24 protein-coding genes are annotated in these 25963 nt (G+C 40.4%); 16 read left to right on the top strand and 8 right to left on the bottom strand.

Translation table 11 applies throughout. The annotated features are described in order from the left end of the window. Positions 1-67: 67 nt before the first annotated feature. Genes FJX03_06550 through FJX03_06535 form a run of 4 tightly spaced genes read right to left on the bottom strand, consistent with a single transcriptional unit; the run spans position 68 to position 3131 of the window. Positions 68-733: an NAAT family transporter gene (locus FJX03_06550; GenBank protein MBM3633344.1), complete on the bottom strand. Its 666-nt coding sequence runs from the start codon at positions 731-733 to the stop codon at positions 68-70. A 45-nt stretch (positions 734-778) separates the two neighbouring features. Then, the gene (locus FJX03_06545) at positions 779-1819 is read right to left on the bottom strand and encodes a Glu/Leu/Phe/Val dehydrogenase (protein MBM3633343.1); all 1041 of its coding nucleotides are present in this window, start codon (positions 1817-1819) and stop codon (positions 779-781) included. Between the two features lie 51 nt (positions 1820-1870). Continuing rightward, the gene (ruvC, locus tag FJX03_06540; GenBank protein MBM3633342.1) at positions 1871-2380 is read right to left on the bottom strand and encodes a crossover junction endodeoxyribonuclease RuvC; all 510 of its coding nucleotides are present in this window, start codon (positions 2378-2380) and stop codon (positions 1871-1873) included. Position 2381: 1 nt separating this feature from the next. Beyond that, a complete protein-coding gene (locus FJX03_06535; protein ID MBM3633341.1) occupies positions 2382-3131 on the bottom strand; it encodes a YebC/PmpR family DNA-binding transcriptional regulator in 750 nt (249 codons plus the stop codon). 240 nt (positions 3132-3371) lie between these two features. Here FJX03_06535 and FJX03_06530 point away from each other — a divergent pair, with 240 nt between their 5' ends. Further along, positions 3372-5453 (top strand): sodium-translocating pyrophosphatase, encoded by a 2082-nt coding sequence (locus FJX03_06530; GenBank protein ID MBM3633340.1) that lies wholly within the window; start codon positions 3372-3374, stop codon positions 5451-5453. 77 nt (positions 5454-5530) lie between these two features. Here the strand turns inward: FJX03_06530 and FJX03_06525 are convergent, their stop codons facing one another. Then, a complete protein-coding gene (locus tag FJX03_06525; protein ID MBM3633339.1) occupies positions 5531-5884 on the bottom strand; it encodes a histidine triad nucleotide-binding protein in 354 nt (117 codons plus the stop codon). Between the two features lie 102 nt (positions 5885-5986). Here FJX03_06525 and hslV point away from each other — a divergent pair, with 102 nt between their 5' ends. After that, complete coding sequence (gene hslV / locus FJX03_06520; protein ID MBM3633338.1) at positions 5987-6553, top strand: ATP-dependent protease subunit HslV; 567 nt, start codon at positions 5987-5989, stop codon at positions 6551-6553. Between the two features lie 4 nt (positions 6554-6557). Continuing rightward, on the top strand, positions 6558-7868 hold the full coding sequence (hslU, locus tag FJX03_06515) for an ATP-dependent protease ATPase subunit HslU (protein ID MBM3633337.1): 1311 nt from the start codon (positions 6558-6560) through the stop codon (positions 7866-7868). A 71-nt stretch (positions 7869-7939) separates the two neighbouring features. Here hslU and FJX03_06510 read toward each other — a convergent pair whose 3' ends face one another. Continuing rightward, positions 7940-8650, bottom strand: a complete 711-nt coding sequence (locus FJX03_06510; GenBank protein MBM3633336.1) for a hypothetical protein — start codon at positions 8648-8650, stop codon at positions 7940-7942. 302 nt (positions 8651-8952) lie between these two features. Here FJX03_06510 and FJX03_06505 point away from each other — a divergent pair, with 302 nt between their 5' ends. From FJX03_06505 to FJX03_06485, 5 genes are all read left to right on the top strand, one after another. Continuing rightward, positions 8953-10671 carry a hypothetical protein gene (locus tag FJX03_06505; protein MBM3633335.1) on the top strand — a complete coding sequence of 573 codons (1719 nt, stop codon included), beginning with the start codon at positions 8953-8955 and terminating at the stop codon, positions 10669-10671. A 14-nt stretch (positions 10672-10685) separates the two neighbouring features. Then, positions 10686-11198 carry a hypothetical protein gene (locus FJX03_06500; protein MBM3633334.1) on the top strand — a complete coding sequence of 171 codons (513 nt, stop codon included), beginning with the start codon at positions 10686-10688 and terminating at the stop codon, positions 11196-11198. 335 nt (positions 11199-11533) lie between these two features. Next, positions 11534-12625: an efflux RND transporter periplasmic adaptor subunit gene (locus tag FJX03_06495; protein MBM3633333.1), complete on the top strand. Its 1092-nt coding sequence runs from the start codon at positions 11534-11536 to the stop codon at positions 12623-12625. Beyond that, on the top strand, positions 12622-15735 hold the full coding sequence (locus FJX03_06490; GenBank protein MBM3633332.1) for an efflux RND transporter permease subunit: 3114 nt from the start codon (positions 12622-12624) through the stop codon (positions 15733-15735). Before FJX03_06495 ends, FJX03_06490 begins: the two co-directional genes overlap by 4 nt. A 65-nt stretch (positions 15736-15800) precedes the next feature. After that, positions 15801-16418, top strand: coding sequence for an SMI1/KNR4 family protein (locus tag FJX03_06485; protein MBM3633331.1), 618 nt, complete (start codon positions 15801-15803; stop codon positions 16416-16418). On the opposite strand, the gene FJX03_06480 is transcribed toward FJX03_06485, so the two are convergent. Next, complete coding sequence (locus FJX03_06480) at positions 16411-17931, bottom strand: hypothetical protein (GenBank protein ID MBM3633330.1); 1521 nt, start codon at positions 17929-17931, stop codon at positions 16411-16413. The genes FJX03_06485 and FJX03_06480 overlap by 8 nt on opposite strands. A gap of 657 nt (positions 17932-18588) precedes the next feature. Between FJX03_06480 and FJX03_06475 the strand changes: the two genes are divergently transcribed. Next, complete coding sequence (locus FJX03_06475; protein ID MBM3633329.1) at positions 18589-20136, top strand: hypothetical protein; 1548 nt, start codon at positions 18589-18591, stop codon at positions 20134-20136. Positions 20137-20223: 87 nt separating this feature from the next. Here the strand turns inward: FJX03_06475 and secB are convergent, their stop codons facing one another. After that, a complete protein-coding gene (gene secB, locus FJX03_06470; GenBank protein MBM3633328.1) occupies positions 20224-20733 on the bottom strand; it encodes a protein-export chaperone SecB in 510 nt (169 codons plus the stop codon). A 149-nt stretch (positions 20734-20882) separates the two neighbouring features. Between secB and FJX03_06465 the strand changes: the two genes are divergently transcribed. From FJX03_06465 to serS, 7 genes are all read left to right on the top strand, one after another. Beyond that, complete coding sequence (locus FJX03_06465; protein ID MBM3633327.1) at positions 20883-21551, top strand: Tim44 domain-containing protein; 669 nt, start codon at positions 20883-20885, stop codon at positions 21549-21551. Between the two features lie 3 nt (positions 21552-21554). Further along, positions 21555-22649, top strand: a complete 1095-nt coding sequence (locus tag FJX03_06460) for a murein transglycosylase (GenBank protein MBM3633326.1) — start codon at positions 21555-21557, stop codon at positions 22647-22649. Between the two features lie 13 nt (positions 22650-22662). Next, a complete protein-coding gene (locus tag FJX03_06455) occupies positions 22663-23199 on the top strand; it encodes a hypothetical protein (GenBank protein ID MBM3633325.1) in 537 nt (178 codons plus the stop codon). A gap of 197 nt (positions 23200-23396) precedes the next feature. Then, on the top strand, positions 23397-23594 hold the full coding sequence (locus tag FJX03_06450; protein ID MBM3633324.1) for a twin-arginine translocase TatA/TatE family subunit: 198 nt from the start codon (positions 23397-23399) through the stop codon (positions 23592-23594). A gap of 12 nt (positions 23595-23606) precedes the next feature. After that, the gene (locus FJX03_06445) at positions 23607-23870 is read left to right on the top strand and encodes a hypothetical protein (protein ID MBM3633323.1); all 264 of its coding nucleotides are present in this window, start codon (positions 23607-23609) and stop codon (positions 23868-23870) included. Next, positions 23867-24628, top strand: a complete 762-nt coding sequence (gene tatC / locus FJX03_06440) for a twin-arginine translocase subunit TatC (protein ID MBM3633322.1) — start codon at positions 23867-23869, stop codon at positions 24626-24628. The genes FJX03_06445 and tatC overlap by 4 nt, the downstream gene beginning before the upstream one ends. Before the next feature lie 35 nt (positions 24629-24663). After that, positions 24664-25962 carry a serine--tRNA ligase gene (gene serS, locus FJX03_06435; protein MBM3633321.1) on the top strand — a complete coding sequence of 433 codons (1299 nt, stop codon included), beginning with the start codon at positions 24664-24666 and terminating at the stop codon, positions 25960-25962. Position 25963: the final 1 nt, after the last annotated feature.

Here is a 25963-nt window from a genome sequence, read left to right as displayed (position 1 = left end):
AAATCTAGAACCAACTTCTCCCTCTCACGGGGGAAGTTGGCCTTTTGCAAAGTAAGGCCTTGAATAGTTATACCAGCATATCTTTCACCACCATGGTTATCCCATTAATGATATTTTGAACAGCCAGAGCCGCTAAGATAATACCAAAGACTCTTGTTAAGACATTGGTCCCTGTCACTCCAAGAATTTTCATCACCTTGTCACCAACCAGTAGACTAAAGTAAGTAAACAATAATACCCCCATTAAAATGAAGACAACCCCCATTTCAGCTTTAAATCCGATGACTTCAGCTTGACGCATTAAAACAACAATTGAGGTTAATGCCCCTGGCCCCGCGATCAGAGGTATAGCCAAAGGAAAAACCGAAATATCGTCGCGATGAGCCGCTTCTTCCGCTTCATCTCCCGTCGTTGACCGTATACCGGAAGTCCGCGCAACAACCATATCAATGGCTGCGAGTAACAACAAAAACCCCCCTGCGATGCGAAAAGCTGGCTCTGAAATACTCATAGCATCCAATAGCTTATCGCCCACAAAAGCAAAGGAGAGAAGTAAAATAGTGGCAATTATGGTGGATTTTGAAGCCGTTCGACGTTTGCTGATTGCAGACTCATTCCTTGTTAAAGCGACAAACATAGGAACAACGGCAAAGGGATCAATAATAACAAATAACGTAACGAAAGCTTGCCATAGGAATTGGGACATAGGGGTGATCTCACAAAAAAGCACCATTGAGTTACTTTTAAAATCTAAGCACTCTTTGTGTGTAATACAAGATTACTTTTTATTGAAAATATCACGTGCTAAGCGATCACTGGCATCACTCGTTGTCATATTATACGCTTTTGCTGTTTCAAAAATTTCTAACAATGTATAATAGATACCTTCGACATGGTCCTTAACGGTGTCAGCATTATAATTTGGACCTTCATAGGTCACGTTGATTAGCCCGCCTGCATTGATTAAATAATCAGGAGCATAAAGAATGCCACGCTCTTCAAGAGCTTTTGCATGGTATGGCTCTGCCAATTGATTATTTGCGGATCCAGCAACAATTCTACACTTAAGTTGAGGGATTGTTTGATCATTTAAAATTCCCCCTAAAGCACAAGGAACGAAAACATCAACATCAGCACCAAATATGTCATCAGGTTTGACTGCTTTTGCGCCATACTCATGTATTGCTTTATGAACGAGAACTTTATTAATGTCTGTAACGACCAAATGAGCACCTGCCTCGGCTAGTCTTCTTACCAAGTCAATACCCACATGCCCCAGACCCTCCACACCCACACGAACGCCCGCCAAATCCTCTTTGCCCAACTTGTAAAAAGCGCAAGCTTGAATTCCGGCAAAAACACCCAGAGCTGTCATGATAGATGGATCACCACTTCCGCCTTCTTTATCATCTCTACCGACAACAAACCGTGTGTTTTCAGCGATAATGCTCATATCTTTGGGAGAAGTTCCCACATCCTCCGCCGTAATATATAGTCCTCCAAGTCGCTCAACAAACCGACCAAATGCCCGTAATTTTTCCGGTGTTTTCTCTGTCTTCGGATCTCCAATAATAACGGCTTTTCCCCCTCCCAATTTAAGGTTGGCAAGCGCGGCTTTATAAGTCATTCCTCTCGATAATCGCAAAACATCTTTGATAGCCTCTTCTTCTGAAGCATATGCCCAGTAACGGCACCCGCCCAGAGCTGGCCCGAGATTCGTGTTATGTATGGCAATTATGGCTTTTAAACCCGAAGCTTCGTCATAACAAAACGTGACTTGCTCGTGACCATCAAAATCATGGGCATCAAAAACTGACATTCTCTATCCTTAATTTTTTTCAAATAGTATTTTAAGGATACAGAGAGCTTGTTAAGATTTTATGAAAGCGGAAAGAAATGACGAACCCCGATAATGAGCATGACAAATAGCAACAGCCAATGCGTCAGCGGCATCGGCAGTTACATGACCACACGATGGCAGCAATCTTTTAACCATAAGGGCGACTTGATTTTTATCCGCATGGCCCACGCCCACGATGGATTTTTTGACCCGGTTAGCAGCGTATTCTCCCACAACCAATCCTGCCTGCGCTGGGGCTAATAAAACAATACCACGAGCCATTCCCAGTTTTAGGGTTGAACTAGGGTTTTTATTGACAAAAGTTTCTTCAACAGCAGCTTCATGGGGATGATAAAGCTCAATCACTTTTAAAAGAGCCTGATAGAGTTGAGATAAACGGTGGGCGAGATCATCTTTAGCATCAGAATGAACAACCCCATGAGCTACGTGCGTTAACCGGTTCCCCAAACTGTCTATAATTCCCCATCCAGTATTGCGCAATCCGGGATCCAGACCCAAAATGCGTACCGCTTTCGTCATCTTAAGCTGACAACTTTTTCAAAACGTCTTCGCTCATTTCGCCATTAGAATAAACATTTTGAACATCATCATTATCTTCTAAAACATCGATGAGTTTAAGCAAGGATTGAGCCGCATCTTCATCACATGACGCCATCGTTGTGGGGCGCCAAATGACTTTGGCTTCCAACGGATCACCATATTTTTGCACCAAATAATCCCGAACCATTCCAAAAGACTCCACAGTTGAAGTAATTTCAAAGGCATTATCTTCGGTCTCTAAATTTTCAGCTCCTGCTTCAATGACAGCTTCAAACACATTATCATAGCTTCCCACAGAAAGCGGATATCGCACCAAGCCAATACGCTCAAACATAAAACTGACACTCCCATTTTCCCCCAGACTGCCCCCGTATTTTGTAAAAGCGGTTCGAACATCAGACACTGTGCGATTGCGATTGTCGGTCAATCCTTCGACAATAAGGGCTGTACCACCGGGACCAAAACCTTCATATCTGACTTCTTCATAGTGGGAATTATCATCACCTCCCAAGGCTTTTTTAATGGCACGGTCAATATTATCTTTGGGCATATTCGCTGCACGGGCTGTCGAGAGGGCTGCTCGCAAGCGTGGGTTTGAGCTTGGATCTGCTAACCCTCCCCGTACAGAAACAAAAATTTCTCGAGCAATTTTGGCGAACATTTTGGCTCGCTTTGCATCTTGAGCGCCTTTGCGATACATAATATTTTTAAACTGAGAGTGACCAGCCATATGCATACTTCCTTATTTTGACAAATCCTTACCTTCTATTTTTGACAGATGATGCTTAACTTTCGCAAGTGATTTGTTATAATAGGGAACTTGACAAACATCGGTCTTTATTCTCCTCCCCCTTTTTTCCGCTCCCTTAATCGAGACAGTTGCACAAGAAAGCGATATCTGGCATTCTGCTGGCAATTGAGGACATTACCCTCTAGCAAAACGAATTGAAGAGAAGGATAATTTAAGACCATGGAAAATGCTTTTCCCCTTATTTTTAGCTGTGCCGCTTTGGCATTAATTTATGCCCTGTTGGCAGCACGAAGTGTATTTGCAGCCAGCGCTGGCACCAAAGAAATGCAAGAAATATCAAATGCCATTCAAGAAGGTGCCAAGGCCTATCTAAACCGGCAATACAGCACGATAGCTATGGTAGGAATTATTATTGCAGCCTTGTTGGCTTACCTATTAGCGCCCCTTGTCGCTGTAGGTTTTCTTATTGGCGCTGTTCTATCCGGACTTGCTGGCTATATTGGTATGAATGTTTCTGTGAGAGCCAACGTCCGCACCGCAGAAGCTGCTCGTACAGGTTTAGCTCCCGCACTTAACATAGCTTTTAAATCTGGAGCAATTACCGGAATGTTGGTGGTTGGTCTCGGACTTTTGGGCGTTTCTTTGTATTACTATTACTTGCTCTCCATCAATATTAGTCAACGCTTACTCCTTGAATCTCTCGTTGCATTGAGCTTTGGCGCATCTCTTATATCTATTTTCGCTCGTTTGGGGGGTGGGATTTTTACCAAAGGCGCAGACGTTGGTGCAGATTTGGTTGGGAAAATTGAGGCTGGTATTCCCGAAGATGATCCTCGAAACCCCGCGGTTATTGCTGATAACGTTGGTGACAACGTTGGAGACTGTGCTGGTATGGCTGCAGACTTGTTCGAAACCTACGCCGTAACAATTGTGGCTTCCATGCTCCTCGCCGCCATTTTCTTTACAGGCGCTGACCAAAAAACACTCATGATATACCCCTTGCTGATTAGTGGCGTTTGTATTCTCGCCTCAATCGCCGGTACGTTTTTTGTTCGATTGGGCAGATCTAATAACATCATGAATGCCCTCTATAAAGGATTCATTGCTGCAACAATTATTTCTGGTGGTCTCATTGTTGCCATTACTACACAAACTTTTAGCAGTTTGTATCAACCTTTAACGGCAGATGGTTTGTCCTTTACGCCGATGAACCTTCTTTATTGTGCTTTGACAGGATTAAGTGTAACAGGTTTGTTAGTCTGGATTACTGAGTTTTATACCTCTACTGACTACCGCCCTGTCCGCAGTGTGGCCCAAGCATCTACAACCGGTCATGCAACGAACATTATTCAAGGTCTTGCCGTTTCCATGGAATCAACAGCATTACCCGTATTGGTCATTTGTGGGGGTATTATTGCCGCTCACATGAATGCAGGTCTTTTTGGAATTGCGATTGCCGCTACAACTATGCTGGCCCTTGCCGGAATGGTTGTTGCCCTTGATGCTTATGGTCCTGTCACCGATAATGCAGGTGGAATTGCGGAGATGGCGAATTTGCCAAAAACTGTTCGCAAAGTCACGGATGCTCTGGATGCTGTTGGCAATACGACAAAAGCAGTCACGAAAGGATATGCAATCGGTTCTGCTGGTTTAGCTTCCTTAGTTTTGTTTGCGGCTTATACCGAAGATTTGAAACATTACTTTCAACATCTAAATGTTCAATTTAGTCTTCAAGATCCTTATGTTTTGGTCGGCTTATTCATTGGTGGATTGCTTCCCTTTCTCTTTGGCGCCATGGGCATGAAGGCTGTTGGCCGCGCAGGTGCTGCTGTTGTTGTGGAAGTGCGTCGTCAATTTGCAGAAATTAAAGGTATTATGCAAGGCAAAGCCAAACCGGACTACAGTGCAGCAGTTGATATGTTAACTAAAGCTGCTATCAGGGAAATGATTGTCCCCTCACTGTTGCCTGTGTTAGCACCCGTAATTTTGTACTTCGTTATTAATGCGATAGCCGGACAAACCTCAGCTTTTTCCGCATTGGGAGCTATGCTTATTGGAACCATCATTACGGGCTTGTTCCTAGCCATTTCTATGACCTCTGGAGGAGGAGCTTGGGATAATGCTAAGAAATATATTGAAGATGGAAATCACGGGGGCAAGGGATCTGATGCCCATATGGCCGCCATTACAGGTGACACTGTTGGCGATCCTTACAAGGATACAGCGGGTCCTGCCATAAACCCTATGATCAAGATTATTAATATCGTGTCTCTTTTATTGTTGGCTATTCTAGCACACTAGAGACAATAGACTTAAAAAGCCGCTGCCCTCATAAGGGACAGCGGCTTTTTTTATACAAGCCAAATTTTCAAAATTTATCAGCCTAGTTTTCCTAAAACAGCCCCACCCAAAAGGTGAATATGAAAATGTTGAACTTCTTGTCCTCCATGATCTCCTGTATTAGAAACAACGCGAAAGCCTTGATCTTGAAGACCCAGAAGTTCCGCAATTTTAGCAACTGTTTGAAAAAATATAGAAATTTCTTCCGTCGAAGCTCGAATAGAAAAGTCGAGTAAAGACGTATAGGGGCCTTTGGGAAGAATCAATACGTGAACAGGAGCCTTGGGATTAATGTCTTTGATCGCTAAAACAAATTCATCTTCATAAACACGCTCACTCGGGATCTCTCCCCTCAAAATTTTTGCAAAAATATTATTCCGATCATAAGCCATCTGTCTCTCCATAGTTAATAAATTCATCGTAGCAAATTCTTGCGCCTTTGAGAACTTTTCGTGTAACATGATAAATTATATTTTTACAATGTGAGTTACATCATGAAAACTTCACTAATTTCTACAAATACCAATGCTGATTCATGGCATGGCACAACTATTGTATGTGTCAGAAAAGAGGGGAAAGTTGTCATTGCTGGCGATGGTCAAGTTACTTTGGGGGCCACAATCATCAAATCTCAGGCTCGAAAAGTTCGTCGCATTGGTGATAACAAAGTCATTGCCGGTTTTGCCGGCGCAACTGCAGATGCATTTGCTCTTTTCGAACGCCTTGAGGCTAAACTCGAGAAATATCCTAGTCAACTGGCACGTGCTTGCGTTGAAATGGCAAAAGATTGGCGGACAGATCGTTATTTGCGCCGCCTTGAAGCCATGATGGCTGTCGCCGATGCCTCTGTATCCTTAGTGCTAACCGGTAATGGTGATGTCCTAGAACCCGAAGACGGTCTCATCGGCATAGGTTCCGGTGGATCATTTGCCTTAGCCGCTGCCCGGGCACTCATCAGTGTTAAAGATCTTGATGCTGAGGAAATTGCTCGCAGATCCATTGAAATTGCTGCCGACATTTGTATATATACAAATAAAAATATTTTATTAGAAAGCCTGTAAAGCGATGACTTCCTTAACACCTCGAGAAATTACAAGTGAATTGGACCGCTTTATTGTCGGGCAAGATGATGCAAAGCGAGCCGTAGCCATTGCTCTAAGAAATCGCTGGCGTCGCCAACAGCTGCCCAAAGAACTAAAAGAAGAAGTTTTACCTAAAAATATTCTTATGATCGGTCCAACAGGCGTGGGCAAGACCGAAATTGCTCGTCGTTTGGCAAAACTGGCTCAAGCCCCTTTCATTAAAGTGGAAGCCACGAAGTTTACAGAAATTGGGTATGTGGGACGTGATGTTGAACAAATCATCCGAGACCTTATTGAAATTGCGATTCAAATGACACGAGAGCGTTTGCGCGCCGAAGTTAAGGGAAAGGCAGAATTGCATGCGGAAGAACGGGTGCTTGATGCCCTGGTGGGAACAAGTGCTACGCCAGAAACTCGACAAAAATTTCGTCACCTTCTCCATGAAGGAGAACTTGACCAAAAGGAAATCGAACTCCAAGTTGCAGATAATAGCAATTTAAATATGCCAACCATTGATGTGCCGGGTATGCCAGGCGCCCAAATGGGAATGATGAATTTGGGCGATATGCTGGGTAAAGCTTTTGGAAGTCGCACCAAAGCCCGTAAGATGACCGTTGAGGAAGCTTATACAGTCTTGATTCAAGAAGAAAGCGACAAACTCCTCGATTCGGACAAAGTCGTACGCGAAGCCATTGATATGGTTGAACAAAATGGCATAGTTTTTATAGATGAAATTGACAAAATATGTGCTCGCCAAGACCATCACGGGGCAGATGTAAGCCGTGAAGGCGTCCAACGAGATCTTTTACCACTTATAGAAGGCACCAGCGTCTCAACCAAACACGGCACCATAAAGACGGATCATATTTTATTTATCACCTCTGGCGCGTTTCATTTAGCCAAACCGTCTGATTTGCTTCCCGAACTTCAGGGTCGCTTACCCATTCGCGTTGAACTCAAAGCTTTAACCAAGGACGACTTTATTCGAATTTTAACTGAACCCGAAGCGAACCTCATCCGTCAATCAATGGCCATGATGACGACAGAGTCTGTTACTTTAAAGTTTACGGAAGATGCGATAAATGAAATTGCGACGCTCGCCGCTGATGTGAATCAATCTGTCGAAAATATAGGCGCCCGTCGTCTGCATACGATTCTTGAAAAATTGATGGAAGACATTAGCTTTACCGCCCCAGAAATGGCAGGAAAGACCATTAAAATTTCTCAAAAAGAAGTGCGTGATAAAGTGTCTGACCTCGCCAGCAACCCAGATTTGTCAAAATTTATTTTATAGCTTACTATCTTATAGTCTTAATTAACATACCACGGGGGGTCTTCCCCGTGGTATGTTCAGAAAATTAACGATTAGTCAGATTTTACATCAGTCTTGTGGTGAGAATTTGTGTTTTTTTTGCAATCTATTTGCGCACGGAATTCCTTATATTGATCCGTTTTCTTGAATTGCGTACATTCTTTAAACTCATAACAACCTTTTATAACATTATTTCGCTCGCTACATGCAGTCTCACAAGCACCTGAGCCAGGAAAAAAACCGATGGGTTCAACTACAAACCAATTATATACATTGCCCATTTGAGGGGAAGCATCATATGGTACACCGTTTAGGCCCATGCCTTCCCGTAAATTAAATGTGCTACAATAGCAGGCACATTTATCACAATTATTTTGATTCCACAAAGAGCATATAGATTCTACCTGAAGATTTGTGTTAGCTGCCGCAAAAGGTGTTGAAGCTGCTAAAGCAATGGTGAGGGCCTTTCCAGGATTATTTACCGAAAAGTCAATCAGATTATATAAGCTGCTCGCTACCACTTTTCCGGCATAATATGCATTTCCTAAATAAGTGGAATATGTGGCAGGCTTTGCACCGTCTTGAGATACAAGAGAATCATTGATTGATGCTTTTTCGCCTGTTAGATGTGATGTACGTAGAGCTGTAATTTGACTAGATTCCTTCCGCTCAATTTTATCATCCGCTGAGTAAGTACCCGAACAAAATGCTATAACCATACAGCTCATAGCCATGGCTAAAAATTTAAATTGACTAAATTTCATAATTTACTCCTTTATAATTAAATTAACAATTAAATATATCAAAAGACAAAACTATTAAAACAATATAATTATGCATCAATAAAAGTCTTTGATGAAGATTATATTATTATTAATACTAATAAATAGTTAATCTTACCTATTTAATTCACCTATCTGTTCTAATTTAAACCACCTTTAAAGGAGATAAATATGATATCTTATATTTAAAATTTATTGACTTTATTAATTATTAAAATTATATTATGCATGTTCTATTTCCAAAAATAAAAAATAATATTATACAAATCACTTAGGAAAATTAAATGAGTTTAAAGCTTAGCGGCATGCGTATCTTCGTCTTGCATATACTATTTCTGGCTTCATTACCTTACGATGGCTGGACCGCAGAAAAAGAGGCCATTACCAAAGCGTCAACTTCTTCCTCAACGCCAAGAATTGAAGAAATTGATGATGATGCCGAAAAATCGAAAAGTAGTATGCCAAATATTACTGCCACATATCCATCTGAAGCCATCAATTTTTTTGATGATCAAGCTAGAAGAATGCCCTTTCAACTGGGATTTGAATTTCAGGAAATTAAGGGACTTTGCAAATGGGCGTTAGCAAATAATACTTTTCAAAAAAAGCCTTTTTTCTATATTGAAGACCGAATGACAAAGAAACGATTATGGCATCTTGTCATTGATACAAGTGATATTGAATTTGTCACTGTCCCTTTTGCAGATTCTGAAGAGACGGATTTAGAAAAATGTATGGACAGTATATTATTATCATTTAATGTTCTTGAAAGTATGTTGTTAGAACAGCGTTCTATCAGTTTTAATAAATGGGCGCAAGATATGACACCTTTATTAGAAAAACATGGCTTTTCAATAATTTATTTGCCCGCATATGATTTAATAAGAAATAAAAATTTAGAGTGTTCACCAGGTTGGGTGCCAGCATTTACCCCTCAAGCCACCATTCAACACCCGTTAGAATATACCATTCCATTGTCTTTTATGCTATTTGGGTTTAATGATCCTCGTTATATGTTCTCATTTTGTGGAAGTCTACCTTGTCTTGACACTCTACGTTCTGCTCAAGAAGATGGAGATTATGAACAATTTTTTTCAATAGTACGAGGCTATTCCGAAAAAAAGCTAAGCGGCTTAGTCTTTTTGCACGCACACACACTTGCTGGAATGGCTGGAAAAGCGGATTCTGATGACAAATTGCTTAAAGAGACTTTGAATCATTTACAAGATAATTATCAAGTCGATCCAAAGTTAAAAGTAAATCTCATGTCTCGTCGACCTTTTTCTGCAATGTTTGAAAATCTGAAATTAAAAATACATTACACCAATGCATTCATGGGGGTTATGAGTAATAACTCGAGCTTTATGGAAGACATTGCAAATTTCCCAAAGGCAAACTATGCAGAGCAGCATTTTCATACTGAAACAGGACTTGTAACATCTCTGATAGATTTTTTACCCCTATTTACCACAGAATTTGCTAATGCCAATGCGCCCACACTTAATTTATTACTTTCTCAAGGTGTAATGAGCACTACCATGCTCAGAAATTTTAGAGCAGAAGTTATGACAGATAATAATCAACCCGTTGCCCAGTTAAGCGCGGCATATTGCAGATCTGCCATTAATTCAGTTGAAAAACCTGAAAAAAGGTATAATATATCTCTAGAAAAGCCAGGCGTTACAAACCAGCCTACAAAGTATGATGCTTTATCCCCACCCTGGTTTTTAGACTTGGAGAATTCTATGGGAGCATTAAAAGACGGTTTTGTACCCAAATTTGGAGAGGCTATAGTTGAGTTTCGGGGCATAAGAAATGTACAACCCCCCTTTCTTAAGAGAGCTGGATTAAGTACCGACATTCTGGGTAATTTTCTTACGAACCCTAAAAAAGATTTTAAAACCCAAGCGTTATCATTATTTAGATATCTAAGAGATTTTGGAAAACCGAGAGACTTGCAAGATTTTTCTCTTGGTTTGACTTTAGCAGTGGCTAAGTATTAAATGAGGAGGCAAAGATGCTTAATAAATTTTTTATAATACTATTTGTTCTATATACATCAGCAACCTCTCAATTACTGGGATGTGATCAAGGTGACCTTGATTCTAAAGCGAGTAATATAGCTGGTAAAATATATAACAGGCAAGCTGTTTCAGAAGAAATGATTCGAGGAACTTTAACTTTTATCTATGATGAGACGACTGTTAGAGAAATGTATAAGTCACCAGTCGAGTTTAATGCACTAATGAGTGAAAGAACTCAAGCCTTACAGGATAGTGGTGATTTTTTAACTTTTGCTTCTTTATGTAAAAATATATATGACAAAGGCACTCCCCTAGAACAAAGCGCCATACACATGTTATTTCTAAAAACAAGCGACTATGTTCAAGATTTTTATTATTCTCGTCAAAAGCGAACTAAAGCACCAAACATTTCCGCAGAAGTTCGTCGAAAAAATGTTTTAGCTTTTTTGAATTTTGATAAAGAGCCGTTATCTAATTCTGATAAGGATTCAGTAGGAGCACACTAACTCTACTTGTTAGGGGCGAGAATTTAATAACATTTAGAAGTCATTAGATTGGCGAGGCTTTTAAAGAACGATTAATTATTTGAGGTGTAGATATTGTTGTAATTTATCCTTGATATCACCTAAGTAAGCTCTCAATCAGAAATCAGAGTTTCTAACGTTTACCCCCCCTGTAAGAAGTTGTCGTCAACTCTCAGAGTTAGCTCTTGACCTAGGTGCCGCCCCAATTTATGATCAATTATTCTAAAAGATACGACATTATGAACAAAAATATTAATTTTTGATTTGTCTCTTGTTTTCAAGAATATGATCTCTTCATTCTTAAAGGATAGATTAAGGTGAACCTCTTACAATTTCGCCAATATACGAAACGAAACCCCTTCATAGTTATTTTTGGAATTTTGGCAATTCTGTTTTTTGTGCGGATGAGTTTTTTTGAAAAGCCGCCCAAACCAATTATTGCAAGTCTCCCCAAAGTAACCATAACGGATATGACAGCAAAACCAGTCATTACAAGCATTCATTTGAATGGTCACACAGCAGAAGCTCGTCAGGTTATCCTCAAAGCAAAAACGGGGGGACGTGTACAATCTCTTTTTGCCCTCAAAGGGCAAAAAGTTAATTCTAATCAAGACATCCTTCTCTTGGACCCTGAAGATCGACCCGCTCGTTTAGAAGAAGCTCGCGCAAAACTTCATCAACGGACGCTAGAATTTAAAGCAAACACAAAATTAGAAGCAAAAGCGGTTGCATCTCATAATGCTCTTGCCGCCAGCACCGCTGAATATGAAAGTGCAAAAAGTGCCCTGGCAAATATTGTTCAAGAAATAGCTGACACACGAATAAAGGCACCGTTCAACGGTATACTTGAAGATACTTTTGTGGAAATTGGGGATGTTGTTAATAGTGGGGACAAACTTGCAACCGTTATCGAACTCAATCCGTTAAATATCATTTGCGATATTTCGGAAAAAGATATTTCTCGGATTAAAGTTGGTGGAGAAACGGAAGTGACTCTTCCCTCTCTGGATGAAAAAAAGCTATCCGCACGCGTTATTTATATTGCCAAAGCAGCTGACCCAAAAACCCGCACCTATCGCGTGGAAATGCAGACCGACAACCCAGAAATGATTATTCCAGCCGGTCTTACGGCTCGCATTAATTTTCCAACGCACAAAACAATTGGATATACTATCTCACCCGCTACGATAAGCCTGCAAGATGATGGCACAGTCGGAGTGAAAACTGTTGAAAACAAGAAAGTTGTTTTTTATCCCATTCAAGTTGTTGAGGCCAAACCAGATGGTCTGCTTGTTACAGGCTTACCTGATCAAATCGCCTTAATCACTACAGGGGCAGACTTTGTTCTAGATGGTCAAGAAGTTACTGCCAATCGAGAACCGCTTAAAATACCGGAAAAAACATCATGAATGCTCTGATCGCTGCCGCGTTATCTCGCGCACGCACAGTACTTTCTTTATTAGCACTCTTCACTTTGTGGGGAATGATTGCTTATTATCAAATTCCTAAAGAATCAACCCCAGACGTTAAAATACCCATCATTTACGTTTCCCTTATTCATGAAGGCATATCCCCTCAAGATGCTGAACGTTTGCTCCTTCGTCCCCTTGAACAAGAACTTCATAATATTGAAGGCGTTAAGGACATGAGGTCTACCGCCTATGAAGGTGGGGGGAACATAATCCTTGAGTTTGCAGCCGGATTTAACTCCGACAAAGCCCGCTACGATGTGCGAGATCGTGTGGATTTGGCAAAACCAAAGTTACCGCAAGAAACAAAAGAGCCCCTCATTAATGAAATTAATCTCAGCCTGTTTCCTGTTCTCATTGTAAAACTCTCGGGACAAATTCCTCAACGAACATTGTTTCGCATGGCCCGTGATTTAAGAGACGCCATTGAAGGCGGATTGCCCAGTGTTCGCAAAGCTGAAATTATGGGTGACCAGAAAGAAGCCGTTGAAATTCTCATAGATCCAACCCAGGTTGAAGGCTATGGGTTAGCCTTTGACCAAGTGATCCAAAACTTTACGCTCAACAATCAATTAATTCCTGCCGGCAACATTGAAATGACTAAGGGCCGCTTCGCCATTAAAGTTCCAGGCATTTTAGAAAATATTCAAGATATCCAGCAACTTCCCATTGCTACAAATGAAGATGCTGTCATTCGTTTGGAAGATGTAGCCGAAGTCAAACGCACCTTCAAAGACCGGGAAACCATTGTTCGGGATATGGGAAAATCAGCCGTATCTTTAGAAATTTCAAAACGAACAGGGGAAAATCTTCTTCAAACCATCGAAGATGTGAAGAAAATTGTCGCAAAAGAACAAAAAAAATGGCCTGATCATGTGACCATCTCCTATGCTAACGACCAATCTCACAAAATTCGCGATATGTTAAATGACCTTCAAAATAGCATCATTCTAGCTATTATTTTGGTCATGGGAATTATTGTCATGAGTTTGGGCTGGCGATCGGCTCTCCTGGTTGGTGTGGCTGTTCCCGGTTCCTTCTTAATGGGCATCATGATCATTTCTCTTATGGGCTTAACGGTTAACATTGTGGTCCTATTCAGCCTTATTTTTGCTGTAGGAATGCTTGTTGATGGTGCCATTATTGTTGTTGAATATGCGGATCTCAAAATTGCCGAAGGCATGCCTCCCCGAGAAGCTTATCTCCATGCCGCTCAAAGAATGACTTGGCCTGTAATTACATCGATCGTTACGATTATAGCTGTTTTCATGCCTCTTCTCTTCTGGCCCGGTGTGCCCGGACAATTTATGAAATTTATGCCCATTACCTTAATTGCCGTCTTAAGTGCCTCTATTTTGATGGCCTTAATTTTTATTCCCGCCATTGGTCAATTTTTAAAAGTACCCCCCAATAATCTCCATCAAAACCACACGGATAGTTTTGATAATCTTTCAAGTCTTATGGCTAAGTATTTAAAAGTTTTAAAAATTGCCCTGGATCATCCCAAACGGACAATTGGCGGTGCCATTTGCATTTTAATCCTCGTGAAAGTTGCCCATTCATATTGGGGACGTGGGGTTGAGTTTTTCCCGAACATTGAACCGGAAATTGCGGCTATTCAAATTCAAGGACGCGGCAATTTATCCATAACAGATAAAGACGACCTGGTTCGACTTGTTGAGGCAAAAATTTTACCCATGAAGGAATTAAAATCCGTTTATGTTCGGACAGGCTCCATGGTTGGGGGCAGTAGTAATGGAGCCGAGGTTGCAGAAGATGTTATCGGCACAATTACTATTGAATTTATTGACTGGAGAAAGAGACTTCCCGCTGACAAAATACTTGAAAAAATTGCTCAAAATACAAAAGATATTCCTGGAATTCGGGTCGAAGTCCAAAAACAAAAAGATGGTCCCCCCGCCCAGAAACCTATTGATATCGAGATCAGCGGTCCTATTGCCGAACATCTGAAGCCATCTCTTCTCTTATTGCGAAAACATATGCAAGAAATGCCAGGTATTATGAATATATCTGATAACCTGCCTATTCCGGGGATTGAATGGCAGCTAACCATTGATCGCGCTCAAGCCGCAAAATTTAATGCCAATATACGCCAAGTGGGCAATGCTATAAAACTCATTACGAACGGCATTACAGTTGCCACTTTCCGTCCTGAGGATGCACGGGATGAAGTCGATGTTGTTGTACGCTATTATCCGGAATATCGCCTATTGGATGAGTTGGATACCTTAAAAATTCAAACATCAGCTGGATTGATGCCTATCAGCAACTTTGTGACCCGCAGCCCCCAACAACGTGTCAGTAAACTTGATCGTGTTGATGGTCGTCAAGTTTTGAGCTTAAAGGCAGATATTGTGCCCGGCTTCTTAGTCGCCGATCAAATTGAAAAAATACGAACAGCTATCCCCAATTTAAAACTTGATCCTTCCGTCGCCCTTAAGTTCAAGGGAGAAGAAAAAGACCGACAAGAATCGATGATTTTTTTGATGCAAGCTTTTGTGGTTGCCATCTTCATCATTGCTATTATCCTTATCACTCAATTTAATAGCTTCTTTAGCATGGGACTCGTTTTAAGTGCCGTTGTATTGTCCAGTGTCGGCATATTTATTGGCCTTCTGGTACACGATATGGCCTTTGGCATTGTGATGGGCGGTATTGGGGTCATTGCCCTTGCTGGCATTATCGTTTCCAATAATATCCTTCTCATAGATACCTATGATTTATTGATCGCCCAAATTAAAAACCCCACCTTAGCCCAGTATCGCGAGGTCATTATTCGAACATGTATTCAACGGGTCCGTCCCGTTATTTTGACAAAGCTTGCCACCATTCTTGGTCTACTACCCTTAATGCTTGGCATTAATATAGACTTCGTCAATTTTGAAATTACCCAAGGAGCACCCTCTACTCAATGGTGGCGCCTCTTATCTGTTTGTATTGTCTACGGCGTTTTATTTGCCTCAAGCCTCACTCTCTTGGTAACACCGGCTGCTCTCATGTGGCGGGCCATACGCCGCATCCGAAAATAAATTTTGTTTAAGATTTAGTTGATATTGTAAAAAAAATATTAACCCCCCTTGACATAAAAATAAGTATGGAGGACCATCAGCATCATTTCATGTTTTTTATAATAATAATATATTTTCTCAAGGATAAGATTCGAATGAAATTTTCACGTTTTCTTCTGATATTAATTTTTAATTTTTCTCTTCTCTCCCTGGTTCATTCAACAGAACAGAATGCAAACAATGAAGCGGAATTGCTTAGTGCTTTTGAGACAATTAAAGTGAAGTGTCGTTTCCTTATACATAAGGAATATGCAAACCCCCCTTCTGCAAATGATCTTGACCAGCTTGAAAAAACCCTCGGATCTACTCTTCCCCAAGCTCTTAAATTATACCACTTAAAATTGGGAAACTTAATTTTTGGAAATATTGATACACTGCCCACAGCCCATAATGAAAACAATGATGGAACTTACAACAGTAGTTTACTTGCCTTTATTGAAGATGGAAAAACTCAAGGTATCTCTGCGGAATGGATTCCGTTTTGCGAAATTAATGGCGCTTTTGTTTGTATAGAAAAGCATGACCTAAGTGAGGGTGCCCATAAAATAGGTTATTTCTCAAATTCCCATAGGGGGCTTAAAATAGAACCCAATATTTACCCAAACTTTTTACAGTGGCTTGTCAATACCTTTAAGATTAATTAGAAGAGGTGTCGGAAGCCAAAAGCGCCACAATTGCTTTGTTAAAGTTTTCCCGCGCAGGGTTAAAAAGTTCCCGTTTTAAACTATTTTTAGGAAGTCTATAAGTTTTACGGCTAAAATGCCAAAACTGGGAATATTCTTTGTGATGAGTTCCTGTGAGCAATATAATGATTGATTTCGTTTTATGGGTCAAATAATCATAGTGAGTTAAATGATGATAATTCATAGGTTTTCCGTCTGGGCCTATGGGTGTCTTACCTAATTCTTTCATCAGCATTTCATTGGTATAACCACCTTTTTCAACACGCTCAAGATCAATCATGTCTTTTGAAAAATAGAGATCATATCCATTTACATGGAGATGAGTTAGCTGATCAGCCGTAAATTCTAAAAATTTAGTTTCAAGCTCTAATTTTGTAATTTTTCCTGTAGGAGTTTGCCTTGACACGCTGGTATCTAAACTCAACTCAGGTTCGTCAGTTTCTACTGGATTAAGATCGTCGTCGTCATTATTGTCAAACAGACCTCGTGCAATACTTATCGCATTTGTTTCACTATTTGTATCTTCATCCTCCTCTAAAAAAGAGTCATCTCCCCCCAATTGTTTTTTCCGCCTCTCAATATATGACAAATATTTTTTAAAAATATCAATTTCCCGTTTTACTTCAGCTTCTAAACATTCTTTTGTTTTGCCACGAGCTAATTCCAATTTTAAAAATTTTTCGTTTTCTGCACGATTTTGTTCTAAACGTTCTTGGGGAGTTATTTCAGCCTTCGGCTCTGTATGGGCTGTAAAACCCAATCTACGCACAGTGCCCTTCGATTTGGCATCCTTAACCATCTGACGAGAAAGAACAATGCTTGCTACAGGACTGTAAAGGGAAGCTTTTGAAAATTCTGGATTACGAATAGGAGATGGTCGACTCTCTTTCAATTTTTGAACGGCATCTTCCAGTTGGGGGAGTGCGCCTCCGAGTCTTTCAAAAGCACTTATTTTTGCTGGAGATAATACGCTAAAATTAATAGCGCCTTTATCGTCTCGCATTTCCTTATATAGGCTACTATTTAATATAGCTGCCAAAACTTGATCTTTTTCACTTAACCCCATTTGTGTCAAAGCTTGAAGAGTTTGTTCTGAAAATTCATGGGGAAACTCTCTATTAGCAGATAGCGAAACTTCCCTACCATTGGTGCGAGAATTATTAATATTTTGAAGACTTGGATTCTCGGGTCCTAATACACGATCTGTTGTTAAATTTTTTTTTGGTTTTTTCGTTTTAGAATCTTCTACTGAAGCAGAAGTCAGGGGACCCCATTCTTCATTTTGATCATCGATGTCAGTATTTACGGTTCGAGTTCTTTTGATTATTTTTGGTGTAGACGACTTACACCCTACATCTCTAACACCCTTACTAGTGTCAAAACCTTCACAGGCTTCTAAGTGTTGCCCCATAACAATGGAAACAGCGATTAATAATAAATATTTAATAATTTTGTTTTTAATATAAGTATTCATAAAATTACATTATTTTCTATTCTGGGTTAATGATTCGCAATACATATGTATACACTCCATTCATACATTTCAAGTATTTTATTCGGATAAATTATATTTAAATTAAATTTTATTTTTTGTTTTTATATTAAAATGCTTTTTTTGTATGAAATAGAAAATTTTGCACCTAGCCAAAATCAATTAGTTGTTTATTAAAATGATAAAATACAAATAATTATATTTTATTTTGTTTAACAATTAGCTTTATTTAATAATTTTTTTCAAAAAAATTTTATTTATAAATTTTTCAATTTTTAATATTAAAAAAGATAAATTAACTAGCTTTTTATTCCCAAAATTTTACAATTTTTAAAGAATAATATCATATTATCACAAAAAAATTAAAAATGATCCATAAATATCCATAACTGCCTATAAAATTTTGATAATTTATTCAAAAAAATTCAGTAAAAACAATTGAATTTTGATTAAAAATAACAAACATATTCTTAATTTTTTAACTCAAAAAATTCAATAAATTTACTTTAATAAATTTAAAATAAAAAAATTTGACTTATAAAATATTGAATGCAATACCAAGTGTAATCAAAGAAAAAGTAATTTAAAAAATTACAAAAAAATAATAATTAAAAATTGCGTTAAAATAGGAATAAAAAAATGCACAAGGTTAAAAAACTTTGCACACAAGCTATTGTGTGCTCACTCTTAATATCTCATGTTATGGGTGTTGATGTGATGTCCCCCGCCCAACCGCAAACACCACAAGCTCGATATTTGCAACCTTTAAGTCCGAACTCATCTCCCTTAAGCAAGCTAAAGCCTCGCCTTTTTCATAGTTGGCTGCAAGCCCATCGAGAATGGTTCTTTGATGGACGACGGGTTATTTTTTGCGATTTAGAAGCTGATCCTAAAATTGGAGGGCCTATCACGGAAGCCACATTCATAGAAACGCAAAAAGGAGAAGCGACGGGAAAAGTACTTCACTATTATTTCAACCCTGAGACGAAGGTTACTCATCCACATGTTAAAAAAATTGACCCCATAAATCCAAAGCTACAACCAACATTTTCTCAAGCAGCACCTGATATATATGATTTCATTAAAGGGGCAACTCTTGTGACTTATGGACCTTTTGATGCCCGAAAACTTAAAGAGCATTTTAGTTATCAACCGCCCTATGGAACTCTCTATGAAATTACTTATGTAGATGCACTTACCATGGTTAAGCATGATTATGCACGTAGCCAGGGCGTAAAAGTTACTTCCACTCCTCATAAAAAAGTTACGACTATTTCAAAAACCCGGCGGGAAGTTCGCAAAGAAGAAGCAAAACGGCGCAAAGCGAACCGAGACGCCAAAGAAAATAAGGAAATAAGAAAAGAGGAAAAGCGTCAACTTGCCAAGAGTCAAGGACTTGGATCCCCTAAACCCAAGACTCGTAAATCTATTTTTACGGGACAAAAGTTTAGTCAAAAGGAAATTGCCAAAAAACATGGTATTGATGATAAATTCGGGGCCGCCTCTATCGGAATAGATGCCGCGCAAGCTTACACTAGCAGCGCCATCCCGCATGCGCATCAAGGGGAAGATCATCATGCGTTTACGGATACTTTAAAACTTGCTGGAATTGGAACTCTTCTTGCCCAGCCTGACGCTGAAATTCTTGCTGCTCGAAAAGATGTTGCAAGTATAACGCGTGTCCTTGACTTTGGAACTCCCGATGATGATGAAGCTGACGTTCGCAGTTCTACTCATACCTCAAATGATGATGACAGTGATTATGGCTCTGCACCTGCCCCAACACCACCCTTGGAAAGTCCTAAAGCCATTAATTTCTCCAATAAATTTAAGGAAAATACCCCTCCCGCCAAACGCCCAAGGAAGTCTCATCCCCTTCACAAAAAGAGTAATGCTGCGGAGGATAGCGAGCTTGGAAGTGAGGAATCTTCTGGTAGGGTTAAAAGAATAAAATCTCGCTTAACCAAACCGGCATCGCGAGATATTACCTTATCTCCAAAAAAGAGTGCCCAACCCCAGACGCTAAGAAAGCGTTACCGTGTCAATGAAAAAGACGACCTATCGTCCCTAGTCAGCGAAGAAGGATCGATCCATACTTCTTCTCCTCGAGTTAAAAAGGTATCTAAACGGTCTGCCACGAAGAAAGCCATAATGTCTCAACAAACAAAACCAAAAGACAAAATGTAATAAATTAAAATTGAAAATAAAAAATAGCAATCAATGCAAATAAAAAAGAGGGGCGTTTGCCCCTCTTTTTTAATTTTCCTAATAAAACTATTTTTTTGAATCATCTTTGCCATTTTTTACTGGTTTTGTTTCTTGAGCAGCTTGCGTTTTTTGCTGCTCATAAAGAGCTGCAAAATCAACCGGAGCCAACATTAAGGGTGGAAATCCTCCATCGCGGGTTACGTCAGCTAAAATGTTGCGGGCAAAAGGGAATAATAACCGTGGCGAATCAATCATCAAAAGGGGGCCTGCTGCATCTTCTGACACAGAATCTCCTAAAGTAATGATTCCAGCATACGTTAATTCCGTTACGAAGAGAGGAGCCTTATCTCTTGTAGCATCAATACGAATTTCTAAGATAACTTCAAAGTTACGTCCGCCCAAATTATCCGCTTTTGCTTGGATGCCCACTGATATATTCGGTTGAGCATTATTTTCATTTGTAAAAGAAGCGATTGGACTCGGATTTTCAAAAGATAAATCTTTAATATATTGAGCGTGAATAGTAATGGGCAAAGTCATTGCCGGTGCATTTTCCCCTTGAGATTCAGTAGACATTTATGTTTCCTCCTTCATAATATTGTATTATCTTCAAGTTGTAGCAATTTGATGACAACCTCGTCTAGACTAGAATAGCATATAAGAAGTTACAAAAGTCTTGACGATGGATATAATTGCTAAAATGCAGCAAAAGCTTTAAGGGAGATATGGCAATACGAATGATGGAAATACTTTTTTTTGCTTTTTTAACCGGCTATATGGTTTTTCGCCTTTGGTCCATATTAGGTAAACGTACAGGGTTTGAGGCACCGCCTCCTCAAGCGGGAAGTGATCCCAGCAATATTATTGCTTTGCCGGTACGATCTCAAAAAAAATCAACGCCTCTTGAAGATTCTATAGAGTCGGCGGCGCAAAATATGGTCAACGACGACGAATTAAAGAAAATTCGAACTGTAGATCCTTCTTTTGACCTAGAGTCCTTTTTAAATGGAGCTGTTACAGCATTTGAGATGATTGTGGAAGCCTTTGCCAAGGGAGATAGGACAACATTAAAGCCCCTTCTCAGTCCAGCGGTTTTTAAATCTTTCTCAAGTGCTTTAAAAGATAGAGAAGAAGCAGAACATACCGTTGAAACAAAAATTGTTGGCATGAAAGATCCTGAGGTATTGAATATTGAAATCAAAGGAAAACAACAGCAAATTACGCTCAAATTTGTCAGTGAACAAGTTACCGTCACAAAAGATGCCGAAGGCAAAATTTTGGATAATCCTGCCCACTTAAGCTTAAATATGAATGATATTTGGACCTTCAGCCGACCTATTGGGTCAGAAAATCCTAATTGGGTTTTGGTTGCCACACGAATAGAAGGTAATTAGGACATGGCTCAAGTGCGAAGCTTGTGCTCAAGTTTTCTTTTTGCCCTTTCCATTCTTTTAGGGGGATGCCAAACACAACCCACTGCTGTCTCGTCTCCTCTCGAATTAATACCCGTATCTTATAAAGACTTGCCCGGCTGGGACAAAGATAAAATCTTAAAAGCTGTGCCGGCGCTCAAGCGATCTTGTGAAACACTATTAAAGAAAGACCCATCAAAACCAATGGCTACACGCCGGTGTGGCGGCGGGCAAGTCGGCGACTGGCGTCATTTTTGTACACAGATTGTAACAAAAACTCCTCAAACGGAGGCCGAAATTCGCCGTGTCATTCAACATTATCTTAAGCCCTACCAAGCCTCATCTGCCGAAGGAACAACAGGATTATTTACAGGATATGACGAACCCGAACTGCGAGGTTCAAAGCATCGTCATGGGCGCTATCAAACCCCCCTTTATCGTCTTCCGGGCTCTAAAGTGCGCTATAAGGGTGTTCCCCGCAGCCGAATTGTCGCCGGCGCCCTTAAAGGCAAAGGATTAGAATTGGTATGGGTGGATGACCCCATTGATGCCTTCTTTCTTCAAATACAAGGCTCTGGACGCGTCCGCCTTGAAGATGGTAGCCTTATGCGCCTGGGATATGCAGGTCAAAATGGGTGTGCCTATTATGTTATCGGAAAGGCCCTCATTCAAAAAGGAGTTCTTTCCCCTGGGGATGTTTCACGTCAATCGATTCGTAAATGGTTGCGCCAACATCCTCGCCAAGCGGAATCAATTATGTCGCTCAATAAATCTTATGTATTCTTCAAGATACGCCATGGGGAAGGTCCTATTGGCAGCCATGGTGTTCCTCTGACACCTTTGCGAAGTCTGGCGATTGACAAAGAACATATTTCTCTTGGTACTCCTTTGTGGATTAACATCGACCATCCCAACTCAGGAACACCTCGCATTCAATCCCTCGTAGTTGCTCAAGATACCGGTGGGGCCATCAAAGGAAGCATTCGAGGAGATTTATTTTGGGGATCTGGCCCCACTGCAGATGATTGTGCTGGCCGTATGAAATCTCACGGAGAATACTATTTGTTGTTGCCCAAATGAAGGCATAATAACGATGAGTCGAAAAAAGAGAGATCTTACAGAAGAGGAAAAATCCTTATGGGATCGAATTTCCCAAAAGATTCATCCCTTACCCAAAAATAAAAAACGTAAAGCTCCTGCTCCCGTCACCCCTTACCTCCCTCTTCGTAAAAAACCAGAACCCTTAGCATTTTCGCAAACCTCGCGTACACATCGAGAACATTTATCTCCCCTTTCCCATCGCATCCAACGCGTCCGAAACGTCAAGATTGATGCTCGTATTGACCTTCATGGACTCACCCTTGAGCAAGCCCGCCTGAAATTAGCTAAATTTTTGATAGCTTGCCAGAAAAGACGCGATCTTTGGGTTTTGGTTATCACTGGCAAAGGTCGACAAAATCAAGAGCACGATGAGTCAGGTCTCCCCCTTCTTAAAAAGACTTTACGAGATCAAGTCCCCCAATGGCTTGAAGACCCAGTTTTGCACACTGTTATATCCGCCTATACAACGGCCACAACACAAGATGGAGGGAACGGGGCATTGTACGTGAGATTAAAGCGGCTCAAATAAAGGCCAACAATCAAGATAAAAGAGCAAACAAAGACATAAAACGATTATTATATCCACAATTTTAAGGGTGAAAAATTGTCTCTCTTTGCCGCTAATAGTCTTTAGTAGTTGAAATTTTGGCATTTATTCTTTAAATAATGAAGACAGTGTATACTTAATAGATAAAAATCCAATAACTTGAGTTTAAGGAGAATTCCATGGGAATGAGTTTGGGGCATATGGCTTTGTTATTCGGAATAGTTTTGGTTATATTTGGAGCGGGCAAACTACCCCGAGTGATGGGGGATATTGCTAAGGGTGTCAAAGCGTTTAAAAATGGAATGAAAGATGGTGAGGAGACGGATATCATCGATTCACACACAAACAGTTTCCGTGATAAAGACCATAGTGCATAAATGTGATAAAACATGATTGATATTGCATGGTCTGAATTTTTATTTATTGCCTTAATTGCCCTAATTTTAATTGGGCCGAAAGAGCTACCAGCTGTTTTAAGAAATATTGGTCGCTGGATTGGTAAAGCTCGAGCTTTTGGAAAAAGTCTCTCTGATCAACTGGAACTGCATATCCATCATGATGATGCCCCCACCCCCATGACTTCGCAACCAATCGTTCAAAATAATGATCCGAAAGAAAAAGATTCAGCTTCTCTTGAGAATAAAAAGTCATGAATCAAGACGTCATTTCTGATAATCCCCAGCCCCTCATTGAACACCTTTTAGAATTGCGGCAACGACTAATTTACGCTTCTATAGGGTTTTTCGTCGCTTTTGCTTTTTGTTATGCATACTCCGAGCAAATTTTTCAATTTCTCGTCCAACCGCTTGCAACTTTATTACAGGAAAAAGGCCATCGTCGATTGATCTATACAGGCCTGACAGAAGCCTTTCTTACCTATATCAAAGTAGCCGCATTTTCGGCTGCATTTTTGTCATTCCCTGTGGTCGCTTCACAAGTTTGGATGTTTATTGCGCCCGGCCTCTATCGCAAAGAGCGTAAAGTCTTCGTCCCCTTACTTTTAGCAACTCCTTTGCTTTTCTTGATTGGTGCTGCTTTTGCTTATTATGTCATTTTTCCGGCTGCATACACTTTTTTCTTAAGTTTTGAGACACCAGGATCTACGGGTCAACTTCCCATTGAACTCGAAGCGAAAGTCAATGAATACCTATCATTTGTTATGCGTCTTATTTTTGCCTTTGGTATTAGCTTTGAATTGCCTGTTTTATTGACATTATTGGCAAATGTGGGTATGGTGACTTCGCAAGGCCTTATAACCAAATGGCGTTTTGCGGTCGTTGGAATTTTCATTGTTGCTGCTCTCATCACGCCCCCCGATATGTTGAGCATGGTAGGATTAGCCATCCCGCTCATTATCCTGTATGGTTTATCAATTCTCATGGTAAAGTGGGTTGAGCTTAAGCATCCGTAAGGTTGCTGATAATTTATAAAGAGTTATAATTAGGTATGCTAGATCTAAAATTAATACGCACACAGCCAGAATTACTGGACCACGCCCTCCAACGCCGAGGAAAGCCGCTTATTGCTGAAGAGATTTTGAATCTAGATACGCACCATCGCGCTGCCCTAACAGAACTTCAAACTTGCCAAACAAATCGTAATACTCTTGCCAAAAAGTTTGGGGAAGCCAAAAGTAAAGGGCAAGATACAGCCCTATTATCTGCCGAATCAGACCGCCTAAAAACAGAAATCACTCGATGGGAAAAAGAGGTCGAATCCTACGAACAGAATCTCCGAAATCTCCTTGAAACTCTCCCTAATTTACCTGCACAAGACGTGCCTGACGGAAAAGACGAATCTGAAAATAAAGTTATTCGAACCGTTGGAACCATACCAAGCTTCGACTTTACCCCCAAATCTCATTTTGATCTTGGAGAAATGTTGGGATTGATGGATTTTGAGCGAGCAACAAAAATTTCTGGTTCCCGATTTGTTGTCCTATATAGCCATTTGGCACGGTTAGAGCGTGCCCTAAGCGCCTTTATGATAGACATTCACACAAGCGAATTCGGCTATCGAGAAGTCTATCCCCCCCTTATGGTTCTTGAAAAAACAGTTTACGGAACTAGCCAACTTCCCAAATCTCGCGAAGATATGTTTGAGACAACCCATGGTCTATGGCTCATCCCCACCGCAGAAGTCGCCTTGACGAGCCTTGTTGCGGAAGAAACACTCTCAGAAGATTCCCTACCTTTGCGCTTTACAGCCTATACGCCTTGTTTCCGCGCAGAAGCTGGCGCAGCCGGGAAAGACACTCGTGGCATGATTCGTCAGCATCAATTTGGCAAAGTAGAATTGGTAAGCATTACCACACCTGAACAGGCTGTCGCCGAACATGAACGCATGACTTCCGCTGCAGAAACTATTCTGCAACGCCTTGAACTCCCTTATCAAGTTGTGGAACTTTGCGCCGGTGATTTAGGCTTTCAAGCCGAAAAAACCTATGACTTAAATGTCTGGCTTCCCAGTCAAAATACTTATCGAGAGATTTCAAGCTGCTCTCGCTGTAGCGATTTCCAGGCACGCCGCCTGAATAGCCGATATCGTCCTCAAGCAACGACTACCGATCAGAAACCAACTTTACAATTTGTCCACACCCTTAATGGCTCAGGATTAGCCGTAGGTCGGACCCTTGTCGCCATCATGGAAAATTATCAACAACCCGATGGAAGTATTCGTATTCCAAATGCCCTAAAGTCTTATATGCATGGCATAGAAGTCATAGAAAAAGAAGGGCAAATTTAAT

The sequence above is a fragment of the Alphaproteobacteria bacterium genome (assembly GCA_016870095.1).
Taxonomy (GTDB): domain Bacteria; phylum Pseudomonadota; class Alphaproteobacteria; order Paracaedibacterales; family VGCI01; genus VGCI01.
Note: the sequence above shows the minus strand (reverse complement) of the source record. Positions and strands in the feature narration are given on the sequence as shown.